24 protein-coding genes and 1 other annotated feature are annotated in these 20893 nt (G+C 43.3%); of the genes, 21 read left to right on the forward strand and 3 right to left on the reverse strand.

The window, feature by feature from the left end; translation table 11 throughout:
• Positions 1 to 53 precede the first annotated feature (53 nt).
• The 6 genes from F0342_RS12955 (at position 54) to obgE (ending at position 4908) form a co-directional block, all read left to right on the forward strand.
• On the forward strand, positions 54 to 1499 hold the full coding sequence (locus F0342_RS12955; protein ID WP_188048530.1) for an Rne/Rng family ribonuclease: 1446 nt from the start codon (positions 54 to 56) through the stop codon (positions 1497 to 1499).
• 67 nt (positions 1500 to 1566) lie between these two features.
• Positions 1567 to 1645 (forward strand) — a sequence feature (ribosomal protein L21 leader region).
• Between the two features lie 12 nt (positions 1646 to 1657).
• Positions 1658 to 1966: a 50S ribosomal protein L21 gene (rplU, locus tag F0342_RS12960; protein ID WP_034757222.1), complete on the forward strand. Its 309-nt coding sequence runs from the start codon at positions 1658 to 1660 to the stop codon at positions 1964 to 1966.
• An 11-nt stretch (positions 1967 to 1977) separates the two neighbouring features.
• On the forward strand, positions 1978 to 2313 hold the full coding sequence (locus F0342_RS12965) for a ribosomal-processing cysteine protease Prp (RefSeq protein WP_149156338.1): 336 nt from the start codon (positions 1978 to 1980) through the stop codon (positions 2311 to 2313).
• A 12-nt stretch (positions 2314 to 2325) separates the two neighbouring features.
• Positions 2326 to 2616: a 50S ribosomal protein L27 gene (gene rpmA, locus F0342_RS12970; RefSeq protein WP_044339518.1), complete on the forward strand. Its 291-nt coding sequence runs from the start codon at positions 2326 to 2328 to the stop codon at positions 2614 to 2616.
• 439 nt (positions 2617 to 3055) lie between these two features.
• Positions 3056 to 3589: a Spo0B C-terminal domain-containing protein gene (locus tag F0342_RS12975; RefSeq protein WP_149156339.1), complete on the forward strand. Its 534-nt coding sequence runs from the start codon at positions 3056 to 3058 to the stop codon at positions 3587 to 3589.
• A 32-nt stretch (positions 3590 to 3621) separates the two neighbouring features.
• Positions 3622 to 4908 (forward strand): GTPase ObgE, encoded by a 1287-nt coding sequence (gene obgE / locus F0342_RS12980; RefSeq protein WP_149156340.1) that lies wholly within the window; start codon positions 3622 to 3624, stop codon positions 4906 to 4908.
• 3 nt (positions 4909 to 4911) lie between these two features.
• On the opposite strand, the gene F0342_RS24895 is transcribed toward obgE, so the two are convergent.
• The gene (locus F0342_RS24895) at positions 4912 to 5055 is read right to left on the reverse strand and encodes a hypothetical protein (protein WP_188048531.1); all 144 of its coding nucleotides are present in this window, start codon (positions 5053 to 5055) and stop codon (positions 4912 to 4914) included.
• On the opposite strand from F0342_RS24895, the gene F0342_RS12985 reads away from it, so the two are divergent.
• Positions 5055 to 5510, forward strand: coding sequence for an ACT domain-containing protein (locus F0342_RS12985; protein WP_044339521.1), 456 nt, complete (start codon positions 5055 to 5057; stop codon positions 5508 to 5510). The two genes, F0342_RS24895 and F0342_RS12985, sit on opposite strands and share 1 nt — an antisense overlap.
• Before the next feature lie 92 nt (positions 5511 to 5602).
• The gene (gene pheA / locus F0342_RS12990; protein ID WP_188048532.1) at positions 5603 to 6454 is read left to right on the forward strand and encodes a prephenate dehydratase; all 852 of its coding nucleotides are present in this window, start codon (positions 5603 to 5605) and stop codon (positions 6452 to 6454) included.
• A 43-nt stretch (positions 6455 to 6497) separates the two neighbouring features.
• On the opposite strand, the gene F0342_RS12995 is transcribed toward pheA, so the two are convergent.
• Complete coding sequence (locus F0342_RS12995) at positions 6498 to 7073, reverse strand: transcription repressor NadR (protein WP_149156342.1); 576 nt, start codon at positions 7071 to 7073, stop codon at positions 6498 to 6500.
• A gap of 20 nt (positions 7074 to 7093) precedes the next feature.
• Positions 7094 to 8230, reverse strand: coding sequence for an IscS subfamily cysteine desulfurase (locus tag F0342_RS13000; RefSeq protein ID WP_149156343.1), 1137 nt, complete (start codon positions 8228 to 8230; stop codon positions 7094 to 7096).
• A gap of 124 nt (positions 8231 to 8354) precedes the next feature.
• On the opposite strand from F0342_RS13000, the gene nadB reads away from it, so the two are divergent.
• The 13 genes from nadB (at position 8355) to yajC (ending at position 20843) form a co-directional block, all read left to right on the forward strand.
• Positions 8355 to 9944: an L-aspartate oxidase gene (gene nadB, locus F0342_RS13005; protein WP_149156344.1), complete on the forward strand. Its 1590-nt coding sequence runs from the start codon at positions 8355 to 8357 to the stop codon at positions 9942 to 9944.
• Positions 9913 to 10758 (forward strand): carboxylating nicotinate-nucleotide diphosphorylase, encoded by an 846-nt coding sequence (gene nadC, locus F0342_RS13010; protein WP_149156345.1) that lies wholly within the window; start codon positions 9913 to 9915, stop codon positions 10756 to 10758. The genes nadB and nadC overlap by 32 nt, the downstream gene beginning before the upstream one ends.
• A gap of 2 nt (positions 10759 to 10760) precedes the next feature.
• Positions 10761 to 11867 (forward strand): quinolinate synthase NadA, encoded by a 1107-nt coding sequence (gene nadA / locus F0342_RS13015; protein WP_149156346.1) that lies wholly within the window; start codon positions 10761 to 10763, stop codon positions 11865 to 11867.
• A 158-nt stretch (positions 11868 to 12025) separates the two neighbouring features.
• Entirely contained in the window at positions 12026 to 13642 is a 1617-nt protein-coding gene (gene safA / locus F0342_RS24900; protein ID WP_262481737.1) for a SafA/ExsA family spore coat assembly protein, read from the forward strand.
• 1 nt (position 13643) lies between these two features.
• Entirely contained in the window at positions 13644 to 14618 is a 975-nt protein-coding gene (locus F0342_RS13025; RefSeq protein WP_188048534.1) for a phosphotransferase, read from the forward strand.
• A 103-nt stretch (positions 14619 to 14721) separates the two neighbouring features.
• Entirely contained in the window at positions 14722 to 15459 is a 738-nt protein-coding gene (locus tag F0342_RS13030; RefSeq protein WP_149156348.1) for a YhcN/YlaJ family sporulation lipoprotein, read from the forward strand.
• Between the two features lie 205 nt (positions 15460 to 15664).
• Positions 15665 to 16204 carry an intercompartmental signaling factor BofC gene (locus F0342_RS13035; RefSeq protein ID WP_149156349.1) on the forward strand — a complete coding sequence of 180 codons (540 nt, stop codon included), beginning with the start codon at positions 15665 to 15667 and terminating at the stop codon, positions 16202 to 16204.
• 220 nt (positions 16205 to 16424) lie between these two features.
• Positions 16425 to 17039 (forward strand): Holliday junction branch migration protein RuvA, encoded by a 615-nt coding sequence (gene ruvA, locus F0342_RS13040; protein WP_149156350.1) that lies wholly within the window; start codon positions 16425 to 16427, stop codon positions 17037 to 17039.
• Between the two features lie 28 nt (positions 17040 to 17067).
• The gene (gene ruvB, locus F0342_RS13045; protein WP_149156351.1) at positions 17068 to 18069 is read left to right on the forward strand and encodes a Holliday junction branch migration DNA helicase RuvB; all 1002 of its coding nucleotides are present in this window, start codon (positions 17068 to 17070) and stop codon (positions 18067 to 18069) included.
• Between the two features lie 14 nt (positions 18070 to 18083).
• Positions 18084 to 18266, forward strand: coding sequence for a DUF2905 domain-containing protein (locus tag F0342_RS13050; RefSeq protein ID WP_148970044.1), 183 nt, complete (start codon positions 18084 to 18086; stop codon positions 18264 to 18266).
• A gap of 39 nt (positions 18267 to 18305) precedes the next feature.
• A complete protein-coding gene (gene queA / locus F0342_RS13055; protein ID WP_149156352.1) occupies positions 18306 to 19331 on the forward strand; it encodes a tRNA preQ1(34) S-adenosylmethionine ribosyltransferase-isomerase QueA in 1026 nt (341 codons plus the stop codon).
• A 31-nt stretch (positions 19332 to 19362) separates the two neighbouring features.
• Complete coding sequence (tgt, locus tag F0342_RS13060) at positions 19363 to 20529, forward strand: tRNA guanosine(34) transglycosylase Tgt (protein WP_188048539.1); 1167 nt, start codon at positions 19363 to 19365, stop codon at positions 20527 to 20529.
• Positions 20530 to 20570: 41 nt separating this feature from the next.
• Positions 20571 to 20843, forward strand: a complete 273-nt coding sequence (yajC, locus tag F0342_RS13065; RefSeq protein WP_149156354.1) for a preprotein translocase subunit YajC — start codon at positions 20571 to 20573, stop codon at positions 20841 to 20843.
• Positions 20844 to 20893: the final 50 nt, after the last annotated feature.

Below are 20893 nucleotides of genomic sequence, written 5' to 3' on the forward strand. Positions count from 1 at the left end.
TGGAATCAACCCTTTTTTCTTATGACTTTTTTCGTGGAAGAGGGGTTTTCGGTGTGGAAGAAATCATTGTACATAGTAAGAGCAGGGAAAAACGGTGGGTATACCGATCAGATAATGAAATCATTGGATTATATACATATCAGCCTGGAGAGGAAAGTTTAACAGGCAATATTTATCTGGGAAGAGTCGTCAAGGTTCAAAAAGGTCTTGGTGCGGCATTTGTAGATTTTGGCGGGGGTAAAAATGGCTACCTTCACGAAAAAGATTTTCCTCAAAACGTAGAGGCATACCATGCCGGAAACGATCCTCATCCGATTGGAAAGTGCGTGCATGAAGGGCAAAAAATCATCGTGCAGGTCATGAAGGATGAGATGGGAACGAAGGGTGCAAGATTGACGGCCGTTATCGAGCTCAAAGGAGAACATCTTGTGTACATGCCACAAGGTTTCTATGTGGCGGTTTCTAAAAAAGTGGACGATGAAAACAGGAAGGTCTTAAGACGCTTAGGGAATGAGTGGAAAAATCCGCAAGAGGGCATTGTGATGCGCACCAATGCTGTTGAGGTGAATGAAGGAGTGTTACAAGGGGAGCTGCACTCATTACGTTCAAGATATGAAAGCCTGGAAAGGGTGTCTCTGAGAGCAAAATGCCCTTCACTTTTATCCCGGCAGGATACTTTCTACGAGGATCTTCATGAACAACTGAAAAAGGGGAGTGGAGGGAGAATTGTAGTCGATGACTATGATAGTCTTCTTCATTTAGAAGAAATGAGCGGAGCCGGGATAAAAGATAAATGGACCTTCGACCTCTATCAAGGCCATGAAAATATTCTTCGTCATTACCACGTTGCCTCTGTGTGGGAAAACGTACTGAAAAAAGTAGTTTGGCTGGATAATGGAGCATTTATTGTCATAGAGTCAACAGAAGCCATGACCGTTGTGGATGTGAATTCAGGTAAGTTTACAGGTAAAGACGATTTGGAACAGACCATTTTATATACCAATAAATTGGCAGCGAAAGAAATGGCGAAGCAACTCACCCTTCGGAATTTGAGCGGGATGATTCTCATCGATTTTATCGATATGAAAAAGGAAAGCCACAAACAGGAAGTGGTGGATGCACTTTCAGATGCGTTATTATCGGATAAACAGCGCACGACGATCGTAGGCCTTACACCCCTTGGCATTCTTGAATTGACACGAAAAAGAACCCGTCAGCCCTTGTCTGCCTACTTGACTCGCCCTTGCTCGGTATGTCAAGGTACAGGGAGAGTAATAACGCCTCAGACGCTTGCGTTTCAGCTTGAACGGGAGCTGTGGGAAATGCAGGCGATGGATGGATCCCTCATTGAAGTAGAAGCGACTGGGGAAGTCGCAACCGTATTTTCCGGAAAGCAGAACGTCCACCTTCACAGATTGGAAAAAGCGCTGGGTAAAGAGATCAAAATAAAAGAAATCACTCATGAACATCCTTATTATCATGTAACAAAGTTAATATGAATTTCTTGAATGTTATTGACAGTACATCGATTTTTATGATAGGATTCTAATGTTATTGATTGTAGCACCCGTGCTACAACCGCTCATTACAGGTAGAAAAGCTTGGAGCAATCCAACACCTGTCATTGGCGAGTCTGAGTTTATAAGGAGGTGCGATTATGTACGCAATTATCGAAACAGGTGGTAAGCAAATCCGTGTAGAAGCTGGTCAAGCTATCTACATCGAAAAGCTAAACGCAGAACAAGGCGATACGGTAACATTTGACAAAGTTCTATTCGTTGGTGGCGACGATGTGAAAGTAGGAAGTCCGTTAGTGGATGGAGCTACTGTAACAGCGAAAGTTGAAAAGCAAGGCCGCGCGAAAAAGCTTGTAGTATTCAAATACAAAGCGAAAAAGAACTACCGTCGTAAGCAAGGTCACCGTCAACCTTACACTAAAGTTGTCATTGACGAAATCAACGCGTAAGGCGTGATGACATGATTAACGTTTACGTAGAGCGTTCCTCCAAGAAAAGAATCCGTTCTTTCTCTATGGATGGACATGCTGATTTTGCCGATAATGGGCAAGATATTGTTTGTGCAGGTGCTTCTGCTGTTTCATTTGGGAGCATTAATGCCATTATGGCGTTAACCGGTGTAGAACCTTCCATCGAGCAATCCTCTGATGGTGGATATCTTCGCTGCGTCATCCCTGATGATCTTCCGGAAGAAACAGAGAGCAAGATTCAGCTGCTACTTAATAGCATGCTTATCAGCCTCCAAACGATTGAAAGAGACTATAGTGATTTTATTAAAATAACCTTCAAAAAGTAGGAGGTGGAACAGATGTTAAGATTAGACCTTCAGTTTTTTGCGTCTAAAAAAGGAGTAGGTTCGACTAAAAATGGTCGTGACTCTATCTCAAAGCGTCTTGGTGCTAAGCGTGCAGACGGTCAAATGGTTACTGGTGGATCAATTCTTTACCGTCAACGCGGTACGAAAATTTATCCAGGCCTAAACGTCGGCCGTGGTGGCGACGATACACTTTTCGCTAAAACCGACGGTGTTGTTCGTTTCGAACGCATGGGTCGTGACAAGAAAAAAGTGAGCGTATACCCAGTTGCGAATGAAGCTTAATCGCATATCTTTAACGAAAACTCTAACCGACTTTCGGTTAGAGTTTTATTTTTATCATTAACTTCCTGAGGTTGGGAACGAAATTGTATTGTGATAATGGGCTGTTATTTTGAATTCAGGCTAGAGTAAGGTTGAATTTAAGTGAGTCATAAGTAAGATTTAACGAGTATGAACGGGTGTGTTGAGGATATTATCGACTTTGGCTGATTTATTATCGAGTTCTGGGCATATATTATCGACTTTTCAGGTTTATTATCGACTTCTCGAATATATTATCGTCTTTGCTCAATTTATTATCGACTTTCGATTTTTAAATTTCCAAATTCGATCAGCAGACCCTATTCTTCATTCACCCCCACCAATTTTACAGAAACAATATACGCGAGAGTCCCATCTTTGATATACTTACAGGTAGCACTTAAAGTATAGGAGTTAGATTATGAGCGAAAATTTGGGCGTAGTCGAGGCGTTAAGGCATGCTCGCCACGACTGGATGAATGATTTGCAATTAATTAAAGGCAACTTGGATCTTGATCGCGTGGAGCGGGCGAAACAAGTGATCGAGGAAATGGTTCTCGTTGCACAAAATGAGTCGAAGCTATCGAATTTAAAGCTTCCATTATTGGCAGAATGGATATTAACATATAATTGGTCAAGACATTTGATTAAGCTGGATTTTGAAGTCATTCAATCGGAGTCATCACACGGGCTTGAAGATCGAAGGCTTTACAACTGGTGCAAGGAGTTGCTTGAATTCCTTGAATCAAATGTAATGAACAATGTAGAAAATCAATTATCCATCTTACTGGACATTACAAAAGAACAATCCCGTTTTATATTTGATTTCACAGGTATACTAAAGAGTAGAAGCTTGGTGGAAGACTGGATAAAGAATCAACAATTAAACGGAGAAAATATAGAAATAGAACAACTTCAAGAAGAGGTTCTTGTCATTCATGTAGTCGTCCGATGAGGCGATTTCACGGATAAGTTAGGAGTGAAAGTATGTTTATAGATCAGGTCAAGGTTTATACAAAGGGCGGTGACGGCGGAAACGGTATGGTTGCCTTCCGTCGTGAGAAATATGTACCTAAAGGTGGTCCTGCCGGAGGAGATGGCGGTCACGGTGCAGACGTCATTTTTGAAGTGGATGAAGGCTTAAGAACGTTGATGGATTTCCGTTATCAGCGTCATTTCAAAGCAACTCGTGGAGAGCACGGGATGAGTAAGAATCAACATGGGCGCAATGCCGAAGATATGGTTGTAAAGGTTCCACCTGGAACAGTCGTGAAGGACGATGATACAGGTGAAACGATTGCCGACCTGGTGCAGCATGGTCAACGTGCCGTTATCACGAAAGGTGGCCGCGGAGGAAGAGGGAATTCCCGTTTCGCTACACCTGCCAACCCTGCTCCTGAGCTTTCTGAAAAAGGGGAGCCGGGACAAGAGCGTTATATCGTGATGGAATTGAAGCTACTTGCAGATGTTGGACTGGTCGGATTCCCGAGCGTCGGGAAATCCACATTGCTTTCAGTTGTTTCAGCTGCCAAACCAAAGATTGGTTCGTACCATTTCACAACCATCGTTCCGAACCTTGGAATGGTTGAAACAGGAGATGGAAGAAGCTTTGTTATGGCTGATTTGCCTGGATTAATTGAAGGAGCCCATGAAGGTGTCGGACTTGGTCACCAATTCCTGCGCCATATTGAACGTACACGTGTTATTGTTCATGTGATTGATATGAGTGGAATGGAAGGAAGAGATCCATACGAGGATTATCTGACAATCAATGAAGAGCTTAAGCAATACAATCTTCGTTTAACGGAGAGACCTCAAATCATCGTTGCCAATAAAATGGACATGCCTGATTCAGAAGAAAACCTGAAGATTTTCAAAGAGAAACTGCAGGAAGATTTCCCTGTCTTCCCAATCTCAGCTGTTACGCGTCAAGGGCTAAGTGAGCTTCTATATGCGGTAGCTGATAAAGTGGAAACGACTTCTGAATTTCCTATTCATGAAGAAGAAGAAACGGGCATTCACCGTGTCCTTTATAAGCATGAGGAAGAAGAGAGAGAATTCGAAATCACTCGTGACCCTGATGGAACATTCGTTGTCAGCGGTGCGAAAATTGAGAGATTGTTCAAGATGACGGACTTCTCCCGGGAAGATTCTACAAGACGATTCGCGAGACAGCTTCGTTCGTATGGAGTGGATGAAGCCCTTCGTGAGCGTGGTGCCGAGAACGGCGACACAATTCGCTTGTTAAAATATGAATTCGAATTTGTCGATTAAGTTTCATCCTTCATCTATTTCAGACAGAAGAGCATTGACGGCTTTTGTAAGCGGGCGATGCTCTACAATAGTAAGCTGAGAGGTTTTCTTAGGGGTTTGATCTTTGCCCCTGTCCCTCTCAAGCAAGACAATTGGAGGAATAGTCATTGGGGAAAAAATTTCAAGAGGGCAAGTTTTATTTAGTACGTGAAGATGTGCTGCCCGAAGCGATGAAGAAAACCCTGGATGCGAAAGAGTTGATTGAAAGAGGAAAAGCCGATTCAGTATGGGAAGCGGTTCATCGGGTTGATTTAAGCCGGAGTGCCTTTTATAAATATCGTGATACTGTGTTTCCATTTCACACCGTGGTGAAGGAGAGAATCATCACGCTATTCTTCCATCTGGAAGATCGTTCAGGAACGCTGTCTCATTTACTCAGTGAAACAGCCAAGCATGGTTGCAATATTTTAACGATACATCAGACAATCCCATTGCAAGGAAGAGCGAATGTCACGCTATCACTAAATGTGACAGACCTTACGATAGGATTGGAAGACTTACTTTCAAAGCTGAGACGATTAGAATTTGTAGAAAAAGTAGAAGTGTTAGGTTCCGGAGCCTGATGCTTCTTTTTTTTGCTTAAAAGCTCTTCCTCTTTGATGCTATACGTGTTAGAATGTTCAATAAATTTGGTGAGAGTGAGAGGAAGATCAGAGTGAAAATAGCATATTTAGGACCCCAGGCTTCCTTTACAGATTTAGCTGTCAAGAAGGCGTTTCCGGAAGAAGATACGGTACCGTATGTAACGATTCCCGATTGCATTGAAGCGGTGATAGAAAATGAGGTAGATTATGCAGTTGTTCCATTAGAAAATGCCTTGGAAGGCTCGGTGCATATTACAGTCGATTATTTGTTTCATGAAGCGAATTTAGCGATTACAGCAGAATTGACTTCCGCGATTCAACAGCACTTAATGATACACCCGGAATGGACCGATAGCGAAGAATCGATTCGGAAAATTCTTTCCCATTCCCACGCATTGGCACAGTGCCATAAGTTTTTACATAAGCAGTATCGGGGCGTCTCTTTAGAACAAACGACCAGTACGGCAGCCGCAGCCAAATTCGTGAGTGAGAACCCTGACACGTTTCTCGGTGCGATCGGCAACGAGTTGGCGGCTGAAAAATACGGGTTAACGATCCTCCATGAAAACATTCATGACTTTGCCTATAATCATACAAGGTTCATCGTATTACATAAGACGGCCGATCCCTTGTCACTTTCTCAAGAAAAAAGTATGGAGAAGACGACCTTGATGGTGACTCTCCCGAAAGATCGATCAGGAGCGCTCCATCAGGTATTATCAACCTTTGCCTGGAGACAATTGAATTTAAGTAAAATTGAATCCAGGCCGTTGAAAACAGGGTTAGGGGATTATTTCTTCTTGATTGATGTGGCCCATGAAATGGATGATGTGCTACTGCCGGGAGCGATCAGTGAAATGGAAGCCCTCGGATGCAAAGTAAAAATGATCGGAACGTATTCTTCTTATTTATTGGATAATTGAAACAGTGAAAAGGCAGATTTCCAATTTGAAATCTGCCTTTTTATTAAGATTGAATAAGGAATCCTGCTTCTTGTAGGGCATTTTCAGCACTTTCCAGGGATTCTTCCGTTGATGCCATTAACGTATGTAAATGGACACCATCTGTCAGTTCAGATAAAAAGGAAGCGCCAGTGTCTTCTATCTTCTTCATGAACTGTTCTACCTCTTTGCGATTTGAGACCATGATGGATGCGGTTAGATCTCCGTAAACGCCGTGCTCGATCTTTACATCTTTCACCGTTACGCCGTGATCGACAAGTAAGAATAGTTCTTCTTCCGATCGCTCAGGAGTGTGCTGACAGGCAACAGTGCGTTCAATCAGCGTTTCTTGATTGGAAGTTGGCATGTACAGATAGCCTTGACTGGTCGCAATGATGGGTTCTCCTTTTGCTTTCAGCAGTGTGATGTCACTTACGATGACTTGTCGACTGACATTGGTCTGTTTAGCGAGATCTCCACCTGTTACAGGGGCCTGTTTTGTGATTAGTTTATCGAGGATCCATTGTCTTCTCTCATCCCCAAGGATCTTTTTTCCTGCCAAAAATATCTCCTCCGTCCCCAATTTTATATAGGAAATCATACCACAACTCGTTCTTCAAGTTAAGGAGATACGTGAGCCGCACGGATTTCAAATAAAGTTTGTACCAATGCTTTTACGTGTTCTTCCTTCGTATCTCTGCCAAATGAAATCCGGATGAATTCTTTTCCTGCTCTTTGTCCGACTCCCATACTTGTCAATGTCTTAGACATATCCTGTGATCCCGCGCCGCACGCACTGCCTGTGGAAATACTAAATCCACGCCTGTTGCATTCGAGCATGAGCCATTGACCCTCTAGGCCGTGAATGCCAAGTCCGACCACATGTGGAAGTTGTGCGGGGGCTGGCCCTTCATAGAGGGTGTAAGTATCCGACAGTTGTTCTTCTAATTGTGATAAGAAACGTGCTCTCAACCGAATAAAGTGCGGTGTTGAAAAGGAGTCATGGCACAAAGATGCGGCTGTCACGAATCCCGCTATCCCCGGTAGATTCACCGTTCCTCCCCTGAACCCATCTTCATGAGTCACCCCGGGAATCATGGGAGATACGTCCAGAGAAGGATTGATATAAAGAGCGCCGACTCCTTTTGGTCCATATATTTTATGAGATGAGAGTGTAAAGCTGTCGACGATGGAAGTGTATTCCGTGATGTCCAATTTACCGAATGATTGAACCATATCGCAGTGCAGTAAAATATCTCGGTATTTCAATAGATTCTTAATTTCATGCAATGGCTGGATCGTGCCGATTTCTCCGTTGACATGTCCGATGCTGACAAGGGTCGTTTCTTCTGAAATAGATTCTTCTAAAATTTGAAGGTCAATCAGTCCTTGAGATGTGAATGGGATTTTTGTAACCGTAAAGCCAAATTGCTCAAGAAAAGCAGCTGAGGAATGCAGGGATGAATGTTCAGCGCCACCCAGGATGATGTGTTTTCCTTTCTCTTGTCTGCTAAGTGCCAATGTGACAAGGGCTAAATGATTACCCTCTGTCCCTCCGGAGGTAAAGTATATTCCTTTAGATGGGACCCCAAGCATTCCTGCCAATTTTTCTCTGCATTTAGTCAATAAATGCTGTGCTTTTCCGCCAATGTCGTGAAGACTGCTCGGATTGCCCCAGAACTCATTACTGACGGTTTGAACAACATGTAAACTTTCAGGATCTATAGGAGTTGTAGCGGCGTAATCAAAATAGTTCATCATGTAACCTGCCTTTTATTAAAATAGTCTGAATATATGAGTCTTGTAAAAAACTCTTGTCATTAGTTTAAATATGTGTAAATATATGTGTCAAGACACCTGTAAATAATCAGGAGGGTTTTTGATGAAAAAAACCAATATTATTATCGTAGGAAGTGGCATTGCCGCCTTGCAATTGGCACGTCAACTTCAAAATCATTTTTATGTGATGATTATCACAAAGGATAAAATCAATAGTGGTAACTCTTACCTCGCTCAAGGCGGGATTGCGGCACCTTTAGGACTGAAGGATTCTGTAAATGCTCATTTTAAAGATACATTGGAAGCAGGACGCTATCACCAGGATGAAGATGGTGTGAATCAACTCATAGCAGATGGAAAAAGAATCGTACAATCCCTGGTGGATGAAGGAGCACCCTTTGATCGAAAAGAGGATGGAAGTCTTTCTCTGGGCATGGAGGGGGCACATAGTGCACACCGGATCCTGCATAGTGGTGGAGATCAAACGGGAAAATATTTAGTGAAGTACTTATTGAAATCCCTTTCAATGGAAAAGGTCGAATTCATCGAAGGGGCAATGGTTTACGAGCTTGTAAAAGATGACAATGGCCATTGCTGTGGGGTGAAAACGAAGGATAAGAATGATTTAATCCGCTATTACTATGCTTCCCATGTTGTTCTCGCCACTGGAGGAATCGGTGGTATATATTCCTCTACATCCAATCATCCAGCTGTGACGGGAGATGGGATGGCGCTTGCCTTTCTTGCAGGGGCAAGGCTATCAGATATGGAATTTATTCAGTTTCATCCGACCCTCCTTTGGCTGGAAGGTAAAACATGCGGACTTATTTCAGAGGCCGTCAGAGGGGAAGGTGCACTTCTGTTAAATGATAAGGGAGAAAGGATCATGGAGGGAGTCGATCCCCAGCTGGAACTTGCCCCCCGGCATATTGTCGCTGAACGTATTTATAAGGAAAGGCAAAGGGGAAGGGAAGTGTATCTGGATATTAGTAGACTAGAAGATTTCCAAGGAAAATTCCCTTCCATCTCCACTCTTTGTTTGAATCATAACATTTCCATCAAAGACGGGATGATCCCTGTTTCCCCTGGATGTCACTTTATGATGGGTGGGGTCGTAACAGATCATGCCGGGAGAACGAATATCCCAGGGTTATATGCCATCGGGGAAGTTGCATGCACCGGTATTCACGGGGCTAATCGACTGGCAAGCAATTCATTATTAGAAGGATTGGTGTACGGGGAACGCCTGGGTAAATTTCTTATTCAAAAGGGAGTCAGCCCCTCACCTCATTTCCACTCCACATCCGACCAGATTAAAGAGGGAGAGTCCCTGAATATCCCCTTTCAATCTGCAGATATAAAAGAAGGTATGATGAATCGTGTCGGGATCATTCGGGATGAAGATGGGCTGCTCGCTCATCTGAAGTGGTTAAAGGCACAGCCCCTGACATTCCATGAGCTTCTCGATTTTAATTCACGTGAAGAGATTCACATATATTTCATGTGGATCGTAAGCTTGCTCGTGACCGAGTCCGCTTTATTACGGAAGGAAAGCAGGGGAGGTCATATTCGATCAGATTTCCCTGGTGAAGATAATGATCAATGGTTAAAACGAAAAATGGTTTTACAAAACAATGATGGTAGATTGAGGGTGGAATATCATGAACAAAATGAAACTAAAATCTATGCTTGAAGAGTTTTACTGTGAAGATCTGGGTGATGGAGATTACTCTTCAGAAATTCTGTTTTCTAAAGACGATGAAGGATCTTTTTCATTCCTAATGAAAGAGAGCGGTATATTTTGTGGGAAAGATGTGATCGAGCTTGGGTTCCAGATCTTCAATCCATCAATCCAAGCAAGTGTGTTCATTGAAGATGGAGTAATGGTCGAGACGGGACAATTGATTGCTGAAATAAGAGGTCCTATGAGGGATCTACTTCAGGCTGAACGAGTTGTCCTCAATTTGATTCAGCGCATGAGCGGTATTGCCACCGAAACCCATCGAGCCGTACAACAGGTGAAAGGGAGTGGAGTTCGATTATGTGACACGCGGAAAACAACCCCCGGATTACGGATGCTTGAGAAGTATGCTGTAAGGACCGGTGGAGGATTCAACCACAGAAGTGGCCTTTATGATGCCGTCATGTTAAAGGACAATCACATTTCATTTGCCGGATCGATTACAAATGCTGTTAAAAAGGTGAAGAGTCAAATCGGTCATATGGTGAAAGTGGAAGTGGAAATTGAAACAAGGGAGCAGTTGGTGGAAGCGATCGAAAGCGGAGCAGATGTCATTATGTTCGATAACTGTAGTCCAGAGACGATCATGGAGTGGATCCCCCTTGTTCCCTCTCATATCGTGACGGAAGCATCGGGTGGGATCACGAGGGAAAGTCTCAGTACTTATGCAGAGACAGGTATTCATTATATCTCCCTCGGATACTTGACACATTCGGTGAAATCACTTGATATCAGCGCAAGAGTAAGAATAGCGAAAGGGGTATGAACATGGGGTTACTGGATGAATTAACAAAAGAAACGGGTGTATTGCCTGAATCGATTACAAGCCTTACAACGGAAGAAATGGAAAACAGAGTGAGGGAAATTAAGTTCGAATTAGGAAAGAAGCTTTTTATTCCCGGTCATCATTATCAAAAAGATGAAGTGATCCAATTTGCTGATGCCGTCGGGGATTCTCTTCAACTTGCCCAAATATCCGCTCAAAATAAAGAAGCGGAATTCATTGTGTTTTGCGGGGTCCATTTTATGGCCGAAACGGCAGATATATTAACGGATGAAAATCAAGTTGTCATCTTACCCGATATGAGGGCGGGGTGTTCCATGGCAGATATGGCAGATATTTTTCAAACGGAAAAGGCATGGATCAAACTGACGGAGCAATTCGGTGATACAATCATTCCCCTCACGTATGTCAATTCCACCGCAGCAATCAAAAGCTTTGTTGGAAAGAACGGAGGAGCTACGGTTACGTCATCAAATGCACACAAAATGGTGGAATGGGCTTTAGGGCAGAAGGAACGGATTCTCTTCTTGCCTGATCAACACTTAGGACGTAACACAGCGGCTGATCTTGGTGTTTCCTTAAGTGAAATGGCTGTCTGGGATCCGATTAGAAACGAGCTGATCCATGATGGAGACCTTGATGATGTGAAAGTGATCCTATGGAAGGGCCACTGTTCCGTACATGAAAACTTTACAGAAAAGAATATAGACGAAATCCGGAAAAATCATCCTGACATGAAGATCATCGTTCATCCTGAATGTCGCCGTGAAGTAGTGGAGAAATCCGATTTCAATGGAAGCACGAAATATATTATAGAAACGATTGACCAGTCGGCTCCAGGATCTTCCTGGGCGATTGGAACAGAAATGAATCTTGTGAAAAGACTGATCAATCAACATCCCGATAAGACGATCGTTTCCTTAAATCCATATATGTGTCCTTGTTTAACGATGAATCGCATCGATTTGCCTCATTTAGTATGGTCCTTGGAAAAGATTAAGGAGAGAAAACCCAAAAATATCATTAAAGTGGATGAAGATACTGCAAGAAATGCGATTTTCGCTTTAGAACGCATGTTAGCCCGTGCTTAAGGAAGTTAAATAAACATACGACCAAGCTGAAATATACCTTCCCATCGCCTGGGACGGTATATTTTTTTTGAATCACTCATAAGTTTTTATGTAGATGATTAGCAATTTGCCTATCTTGTCATAGGATATATAGACTTATGCCTGAGGAGGGAAAAAGAGTGAAAATCCATATTGTTCAAAAAGGGGATACTCTATGGAAGATCGCCAAGAAGTATGGCGTGAATTTCGAAGAGTTAAAACAGATGAATGCCCAGCTATCAAACCCAGACATGATCATGCCTGGCATGAAAATTAAAGTGCCGACTACAGGCGGATCCGTAAAGAAAGAGACACAGATTAAGTACGGTTCCAAGGAAATGCCAAAGAAGGAGATGCCTAAAGCAGAGTATCCGTTCAAAGAGCAGAAGCCTATGGCCATGCCAGTAGAAGAGCCAAAGAAAGAAAAGCCGAAAGAAGTACAAAAGCCATTTGCACCTAAAATGCCTCAACCAGTAGTGCCGGAAATTGATATTAACAACTACTACATGATGAATATGGCGAATATGCAAATGCAACAGCCAATGCAACAGCCAATGCAACAACCAAAGCAGCAAGCAAAGCCAAAGCCAAAACCTCAAACGCCGCCTAAACCTACTAATGTACTTCCAAAAGCAAAAGAACAGCCAAAGCCAAAACCGAAGCAAGAAGCCGTTCAAGGTATTCAAGAAGAAGAAAGCTTACAAATGCCATCTCAACCACAAGGAGGGAACACCCAGCCTATGTTTAACCCAAATAATTGCGTACCCGTATCACCGGTAATGCCAGGATCAGGTTTCTGTCCACCACATGGATGGGGAATGCAGCCAGGAGGATATGGAATGCCGATGGGTCAAGGAATGCCAATGGGACCCGGAAGCGGGGTTCAGGGTGCTTCCATGATGCCTGGAATGCAGCAGATGCCAATGATGCCTCAAATGGGGCATGAAGAAGAGTCTTCATCTGTCATGCCATACATGCCGCATGGTCAAATGCCGATGCAACAACCGATGCAACAGCCAATGCATATGCAACAACCGATGCAACAGCCGATGCAACAGCCAATGCATATGCAACAGCCGATGCAAATGCCAATGCAACAACCAATGGGTCAGCCGTCCGGAGTAATGGGTGTGTCAGATGAAAATGACTATCCATCCGTTCAAATGCCGCAACAGGTATCACCGGCCATGATGTATCCTCAGAATTGCTATCCAGTCTCTCCTGTCATGCCGGGACCAGGATTCCATGGTGGGATGCCAGGCGGGTATCCAATGGGGCCAGGAGGTCAAGTTCAGGGAGCAATGTCAGAAGAGTCTCCTTCTTCGATGTATGGACATCAAATGCCGATGGGTCAGCCATCAGGAGTAATGGGAGCCCAAACGGGTGGCCAGATGCCGATGGGTCAGCCATCAGGAGTAATGGGAGCCCAAATGGGTGGTCAAATGCCAATGGGTCAGCCGTCCGGAGTAATGGGAGCAAGCGACCAAGGTGATTGCGGATGCGGTGCACCTCAAGGATATGGGCCGATGATGCATCATCCAATGATGCAACCGCATATGCAACAACAAATGCCTCATGGAATGCAGCAACAACCATACGGCTTCGGACAGGGAATGCCTGGCCAAGGAATGCCCGGCCAAGGAATGCCGATGGGACCCCAAGGTCAGGGAATGGGCATGCCAATGGGACCGCAAGGAATGTTTGGTCCAAGAGCATTTTCCATGCCGAACTTCAATGACGATGACTTTGAGGGCTAACATGCATGTACGAGGGGACGATTATTCACATCGTCTCCTTTCTTTTTTACAATCAAAGTTAAACGATCCCGGAGCATCCCTTAAAATGTTAAAAGAAGGAAAATGGAAGCTCAAAAGCAATGGAAGAAATTGGTTTGTGAAACGATTTCCAAATCAACTGAGATTCTTGCATCAGGAACGGCTGATTTCAACGCTGTTAAGGGAAAAGTTTTATCACGTTCTACCGTTTCATCCTATTCACGAGCGGGAGATATTAATATTTGAAGGATCTCCGATCGGTATTACCACATGGTTAGAAACGTCCCGGTCCATCCGTTATGATCAACCTGAAGATCGGGAAGATGCATTAAAGGTACTGAAAAAATTTCATTCAGTATCGAAAAAGTTCAACAATTTATGGACAACTGAAATTCCACGGTACAAATGGCTGAAAAAATGGAAAAAAAGAATGATGCAGTTTCAATATAATCTTCCCTATTTGCAAGCCTTCATTCAACCTTATTATTTGTATACGTATTTAGAATGGGGGAAGTGGGCACTGAAAGAGTTAAAATCAATCGACATCGATGAGTATGGAAAATGTATTACCCATGGAGATGTAGCCCATCATAATTTTTTAAGAGGAAAGAACGGGATGGTGTATATGATTGACTTTGATTTAATGTCACTTTCTACAGAGTTAACAGATGACCTGCAGTTTTGTAACCGGATTTTACCTTATTTAAATTGGTCTCTAAGTGACGTCAAACGCCTGACACCATTCAAATCATATGAAGATGAGCTCATCTTTTATCTTGGTTTAATGTATCCATCAGATGTGTTTCGAGAGTGGAATCGATTTATCCGTGAAGATCAATCCTATAAGCAGCGGGTGTGGGGTTACTTAATCAATTTAACCCTTCATCAATTTTCACAGCGAATGCAATTCAATCAAGAGCTGCATGGAGAAGTGAAAAGGATCAATACCCAATTGTAGGGGATGTCTCCAAACTTTGACCCGAATGAAAGGTGAGATCCTTTCACAACCTAATGGTGAGCACAAAATATGCTCAAGTATTGGGTTGAAGGAGGAATCACCATTGAATAAACGATTATTCATGGTACCATTAACAGCCGTCATGACATTGGGCCTTGCTGCATGTAATAGTGGAGAAGAAGAAGCCCAAGATCGCTATACAGACTCCTATGAGCCCCTCGGCTTCTATTCAAACGAAGGCCACGGGGGAGAAAAGGAAGATGAGAGGGACGGACCTCTAACTGAAATGTATGATCATTCTGTTGGGAGAGAAGGGCAGGATATCCGTCAAAAGAAACGTGATTTCCTACAAGTGAAGGATGAAAATGGAAATCCTCAAAACCCTTCAAGACCCCTCGCTGACTATGACGAGAATTTCATGGCCCAAGACGGCCGCGCGAGCCATGGTGATGCGAATTACCACGGTCATCTTGATGATAATACGCGAAATGCGAAGAGATCTTACTACACAGCTTATGAAGGTGACTTGGCTGAGAAAATTGGCGATGTCACAGGAAAAGTTGAAAATGTCAGTGACGTTCGTGCGGTAGCTTATGGTTCTGATGTCCTGATTGCTGTAGAGCTTGATGACCATAGCAAAATAGAAGAAACGAAAACCAGAGTGAAAAAAGCCGTACAGCCTTATCTTCATGGAAGAACGGTTTCGGTTGTGACCGATGAAGGTACATTCAGTCGAGTCAGAAACATTGACAATGATTTACGTGACGGCGGCCCAAGAGAAGGTATTAACTTTGATATGCACGATATGTTTAAGTCAGTAAAGCACCGCAACAATGAGTAAGCAAGTTGAGACTACTTAAAGAGTTCAATCTCTTTGGTAGTCTTTTTTTGTTCTTTCAAAGTTCACCTTCTTGAGTAGGGAATGATGATACATCACTCCCTGAGGTCCGTCCCTCGAAAAAATTTACTTAGACTGGATATTCTTAACATGGTTTGGCAAGACTAGTGGATAGAGCGTTACATAATTTAAGTTCGAGGTGATCACGATGACGATTAAGGTTCGAATCGTGTTTATGGTGATGTTGTTAATAGGTGCTTTTTACTTCACATTCTTTTATTCAGAAGAGAAGCAGGCTGCTGATGGAGGCGAACTGAATGAAACACCGGCAGAGGTAGCGTCCGCTCACACAATCACGGTGCTACTGGAAAGAGTATATCTGGATGGTGAGGTCAGTGAGGAAATCGTGCAGGAAACGATTTGGAGCATGGAAGACTTCTGGGCTGCATACGAGGATTGGCAGCTAATGGATATGACGGAAGATCAGGTCGTGTTTCAAAAACAGATGGATGATATATCCCCTCTTCTAAAGACAAATGGATACTTCGGTATATCCGATAATGGTGTTCTATCCATTTTTAATGGAAAACCGGGACAGGCAGAGATTATTCAATCTTTCTTCCGGATTGATGTAGAGAAGCTTGAAAGTAAGCGGCATGATGATTTAGTCAAGGGCATCCCCATTAAGTCGAAGCAGGAATATGAAGAGGTACTCGAACAATTCAAAGCGTACTCCGTCCCTAAATAAGAGTGTAAAACCAGTGCACATGCCACTGGTTTTTTTATCGTTGAATTTTTCCCTGCCCAAGCTTTTCGCAATCTGATAAAATTAGAACAAGTGTTTCTTTTTAGTCTCTCTTTCCCATCACTTCAAATAGTGATATGATACAATAGATTTTATATGACTTTTTAACATGGTATGAAAGACTTTAGATAAATAGTGATAGTGGGAACAAGGAGAGAATGATATGTATGAATATATAAAAGGGACAGTGACTCAAGTGGGTCCCGAGTACGTAGTGGTGGAGAATAATGGGATCGGGTACCAGTTGTATACGGCGAATCCGTTTGTTTATTCTAAATATCAAAATCAAGAGATTCAGATTTTTACATATCAGCATGTGCGTGAAGATCTTATTGCCCTTTATGGCTTTCTGGCAATGGAAGAAAAATTGCTATTTATGAAACTATTAAATGTTTCGGGAATTGGTCCAAAAGGAGCTTTAGCGATTCTGGCTTCGGGTGCGCCCCAGCAGGTAATCACCGCTATTGAAGAAGAAAATGAGAGTTTCTTGACGAAGTTTCCTGGTGTGGGTAAGAAGACAGCACGTCAGATGATCCTGGACTTAAAAGGGAAGCTTCAGGATGTTGTGCCTGATTATTTTCCAAGTTTATTCTCAAATCCAGAAGAGGGATCTGAAATGTCCTCAGGGAAGGATGAAGCATTTGATGAAGCGATTCTTGCCCTTAAAGCCCTGGGCTATTCAGAACGTGAAATCAAGAAAATCACTCCAAAGTTAAAAGGAGAAGGGCATACATCAGACGAAATCATCAGGAAAGCTCTTCAGCTCCTATTGAAATAAGTGGATTCCATGAAGGGAGGAAGTCTGGATGGAAGAAAGAATCGTATCAGGCGAATCAGAGTTAAATGAAGATACCTTTGAATATTCCTTGCGTCCTCAGACAATAAAACAATATATTGGGCAAGATAAAGTAAAGCATAACTTGGAGGTTTTCATTGAAGCGGCAAAGATGCGTCAGGAAACCCTGGATCATGTTCTACTTTATGGGCCACCAGGATTGGGGAAAACAACCCTCGCTGCTGTCATTGCAAATGAAATGGGCGTAAACCTGCGCACCACATCCGGCCCTGCCATTGAAAGACCGGGAGATTTAGCTGCCGTCCTGACGGCGCTGGAGCCCGGTGATGTGTTGTTCATCGATGAAATCCATCGTTTGCCACGGGCGATCGAAGAGGTTCTTTATCCGGCAATGGAAGATTTTTGTTTAGATATTGTCATAGGAAATGGTCCGAGTGCCCGGTCTGTTCGTTTAGACCTTCCGCCTTTCACACTCGTGGGAGCGACGACCCGCGCCGGTGCATTATCAGCCCCTCTTCGTGACCGATTTGGAGTTTTATGCCGTTTGGAATATTATAATGAGGAACAGTTGAATGAAATTGTTCAGCGGACAGCGGCGATTTTAAATACAAAGATCGAAGCGACTGCATCTGAAGAATTGGCCAAGAGGTCGAGGGGGACCCCGCGTATCGCCAATCGGTTACTCCGTAGGGTGAGGGATTTTGCTCAGGTGAAGGGCAATGGGGATATTACGACCAATCTTTCAAAGGAAGCACTTGAGCTTCTTCAAGTTGACAAACTGGGCCTTGATCATATCGACCATAAGCTTCTTAAGGGCATAATTGAGCGCTTTAGAGGTGGGCCGGTAGGACTTGATACAATCGCAGCGAGTATCGGAGAAGAGTCACACACGATTGAAGATGTATACGAGCCGTACCTTTTGCAAATTGGGTTTATTCAACGGACTCCAAGAGGGAGGATCGTCACTCATCTTGTGTATGAACATTTCCAGCTGGAGGTGCCAAACAATTGACGGGAAAGTTACTAATGATTATAGGTGGAATCATTCTTATTATCGGATTCCTGATGCAATTTATCAAAATAGGTAAGCTTCCTGGAGACATTATTATTAAAAAAGAAAACACAACATTTTATTTTCCACTTATGACTTCTATTCTGTTAAGTGTTATACTTTCCGTTGTCTTTTATTTAATTGGGCGATTTAAATAGGAATCATGGGTGAGATTTAAATAAGCTAGGTGACAAATTGTGAAAGTAGAAGATTTTGATTTTCATTTACCGGAAGAACTGATTGCCCAGACTCCCCTGGAGAATCGTTCCGAGAGTAAACTGATGGTGTTGGATAAAAATGATGGATCCATGGATCATCTCCATTTTAAAAATATCGTGGATTTCCTTCACGAAGGGGATTGTCTCGTTTTAAATGATACAAGAGTACTACCGGCACGTCTTTTTGGACAAAAAGAAGATACGGGTGCCAATATTGAAGTACTTCTTTTGAAACAAGAGGATGGAGACCAGTGGGAGACGCTTGTAAAGCCTGCAAAACGAATTCGCGTAGGCACGGAGATTGTCTTTGGAGACGGAAAATTAAGAGCAACCTGTGTTGGTTTAAAAGAGCATGGAGGAAGGATTCTTGAATTCCATTACGAAGGTATCTTCTATGAGGTACTTGATGAATTGGGAGAAATGCCCCTGCCCCCATATATTCGCGAGCGACTGGAAGAGCAGGACCGCTATCAAACTGTATTTGCAAGGGAAAGAGGGTCAGCGGCAGCCCCGACGGCCGGTCTTCACTTTACTGAAGTACTGCTGGAAGAACTGAAAGCAAAGGGTGTACATATTGCGTTTATTACCCTTCATGTCGGGCTGGGTACGTTCAGACCGGTTTCCGTCGATACGATCGAGGAACATGATATGCATGCTGAGTTCTATCAGGTTTCTGAAGGAACTGCCCGTCTTTTGAACGATGTGAAAGCAAAGGGAGGGCGTATCGTAACGGTCGGAACAACATCAACACGTACCCTCGAAACCATTGCCTCAAAACACGGAACTTTCGTGGAAGAGAACGGCTGGACCAATATATTCATTTATCCAGGATATGAGTTCAAGGGGATCGATGGTTTAATTACCAATTTCCATTTACCGAAATCGACCCTGATCATGCTAGTTAGTGCATTTGCCGGTCAGGAACACGTCATGCATGCCTATGAAACGGCCGTCAAAGAACAATACCGCTTCTTCAGCTTTGGAGATGCGATGTTTATTAAGTAATACGCTGATTGAACAAACTATTTACCCCTTTATGGAAAGTGGAAGGAGAATTCGCACGTTGACTGCAATTAAATATGAATTAATCAAAACATGTAAACAAACGGGAGCGAGACTGGGGCGTGTTCATACACCACACGGTTCATTTGAAACACCGGCCTTTATGCCCGTTGGGACGCTGGCTACAGTGAAGACCATGTCTCCAGAGGATTTAAAATCAATGGATGCCGGGATCATTCTTAGTAACACGTACCATTTATGGTTACGCCCTGGACACGAGATTATCAGGGAAGCAGGGGGCCTTCATAAATTCATGAACTGGGACCGTGCCATCTTGACTGATTCCGGTGGATTCCAGGTGTTCAGCTTAAGTAAGCTTCGTCAGATTGAAGAAGAGGGTGTGCATTTCCGTCATCATTTGAATGGAGATAAGCTTTTCCTTAGTCCGGAGAAAGCGATGGATATTCAGAATGCCCTGGGCTCTGATATTATGATGGCCTTTGATGAATGTCCGCCGTATCCAGCAGAATATGAGTATATGAAGAGTTCTGTGGAGCGTACATCCAGATGGGCAGAGCGATGCTTAGCTGCACACCAGCGACCTCAGGATCAAGGATTATTCGGAATCGTGCAAGGTGGAGAGTATGAAGAGCTTCGTAAACAAAGTGCACGTGATCTCGTTTCTCTTGATTTCCCAGGTTATGCTGTTGGAGGCCTTTCTGTCGGGGAGCCGAAGGACGTCATGAACCGGGTACTGGATTTCACGACGCCTCACCTGCCATCTGATAAACCTCGTTATTTAATGGGTGTCGGATCTCCTGATTCCCTTATTGATGGATCGATTCGTGGAATTGATATGTTTGACTGTGTGCTTCCAACCCGTATCGCCCGTAACGGTACCCTTATGACAAGCGAAGGCCGCCTGGTTGTGAAAAACGCTAAATTCGCAAGGGATTTCAGACCGATTGATGAGAATTGCGATTGCTATACATGCAAAAATTATAGCCGAGCGTATATCCGTCATTTAATTAAATGTGACGAAACGTTCGGAATTCGCCTTACGACTTATCATAACCTTCATTTTCTGTTAAAATTAATGGAGCAAGTCAGACAAGCGATTCGTGAAGATCGTCTAGGAGACTTTAGAGAAGAATTTTTCGAGCAATACGGTTTCAACCGGCCTGATGCGAAAAACTTCTAAAAGCTAAACCATAAATAGACAGATGAAAGGAGGGGAAAAGAATGGGAGGAAGTTTAGGAACAATTTTACCTTTAATATTAATGTTCGTTCTGTTTTACTTTTTACTGATCCGTCCTCAGCAAAAGCGTCAAAAAGCCATTTCAAAAATGCAAAATGAGCTTGCTAAGGGTGATAGAATCATCACGATCGGTGGATTGCACGGTGCGATCGATGCTATTGAAGAAGGAAAAGTAGTCATTCTATGTGGTGACGGCAGCCGTCTTACATATGATCGTAATGCGATCAGAGAAGTAGTGAGAGCAGATCAAGTATAATAAAAAAGGGTTCCTCATCATTGTGCCAGGCACTTTGGGAGGGACCCTTT

Origin of the sequence: Bacillus sp. CH30_1T (assembly GCF_008364765.1) — a bacterium.
Classification (GTDB): domain Bacteria; phylum Bacillota; class Bacilli; order Bacillales; family Bacillaceae_B; genus Rossellomorea.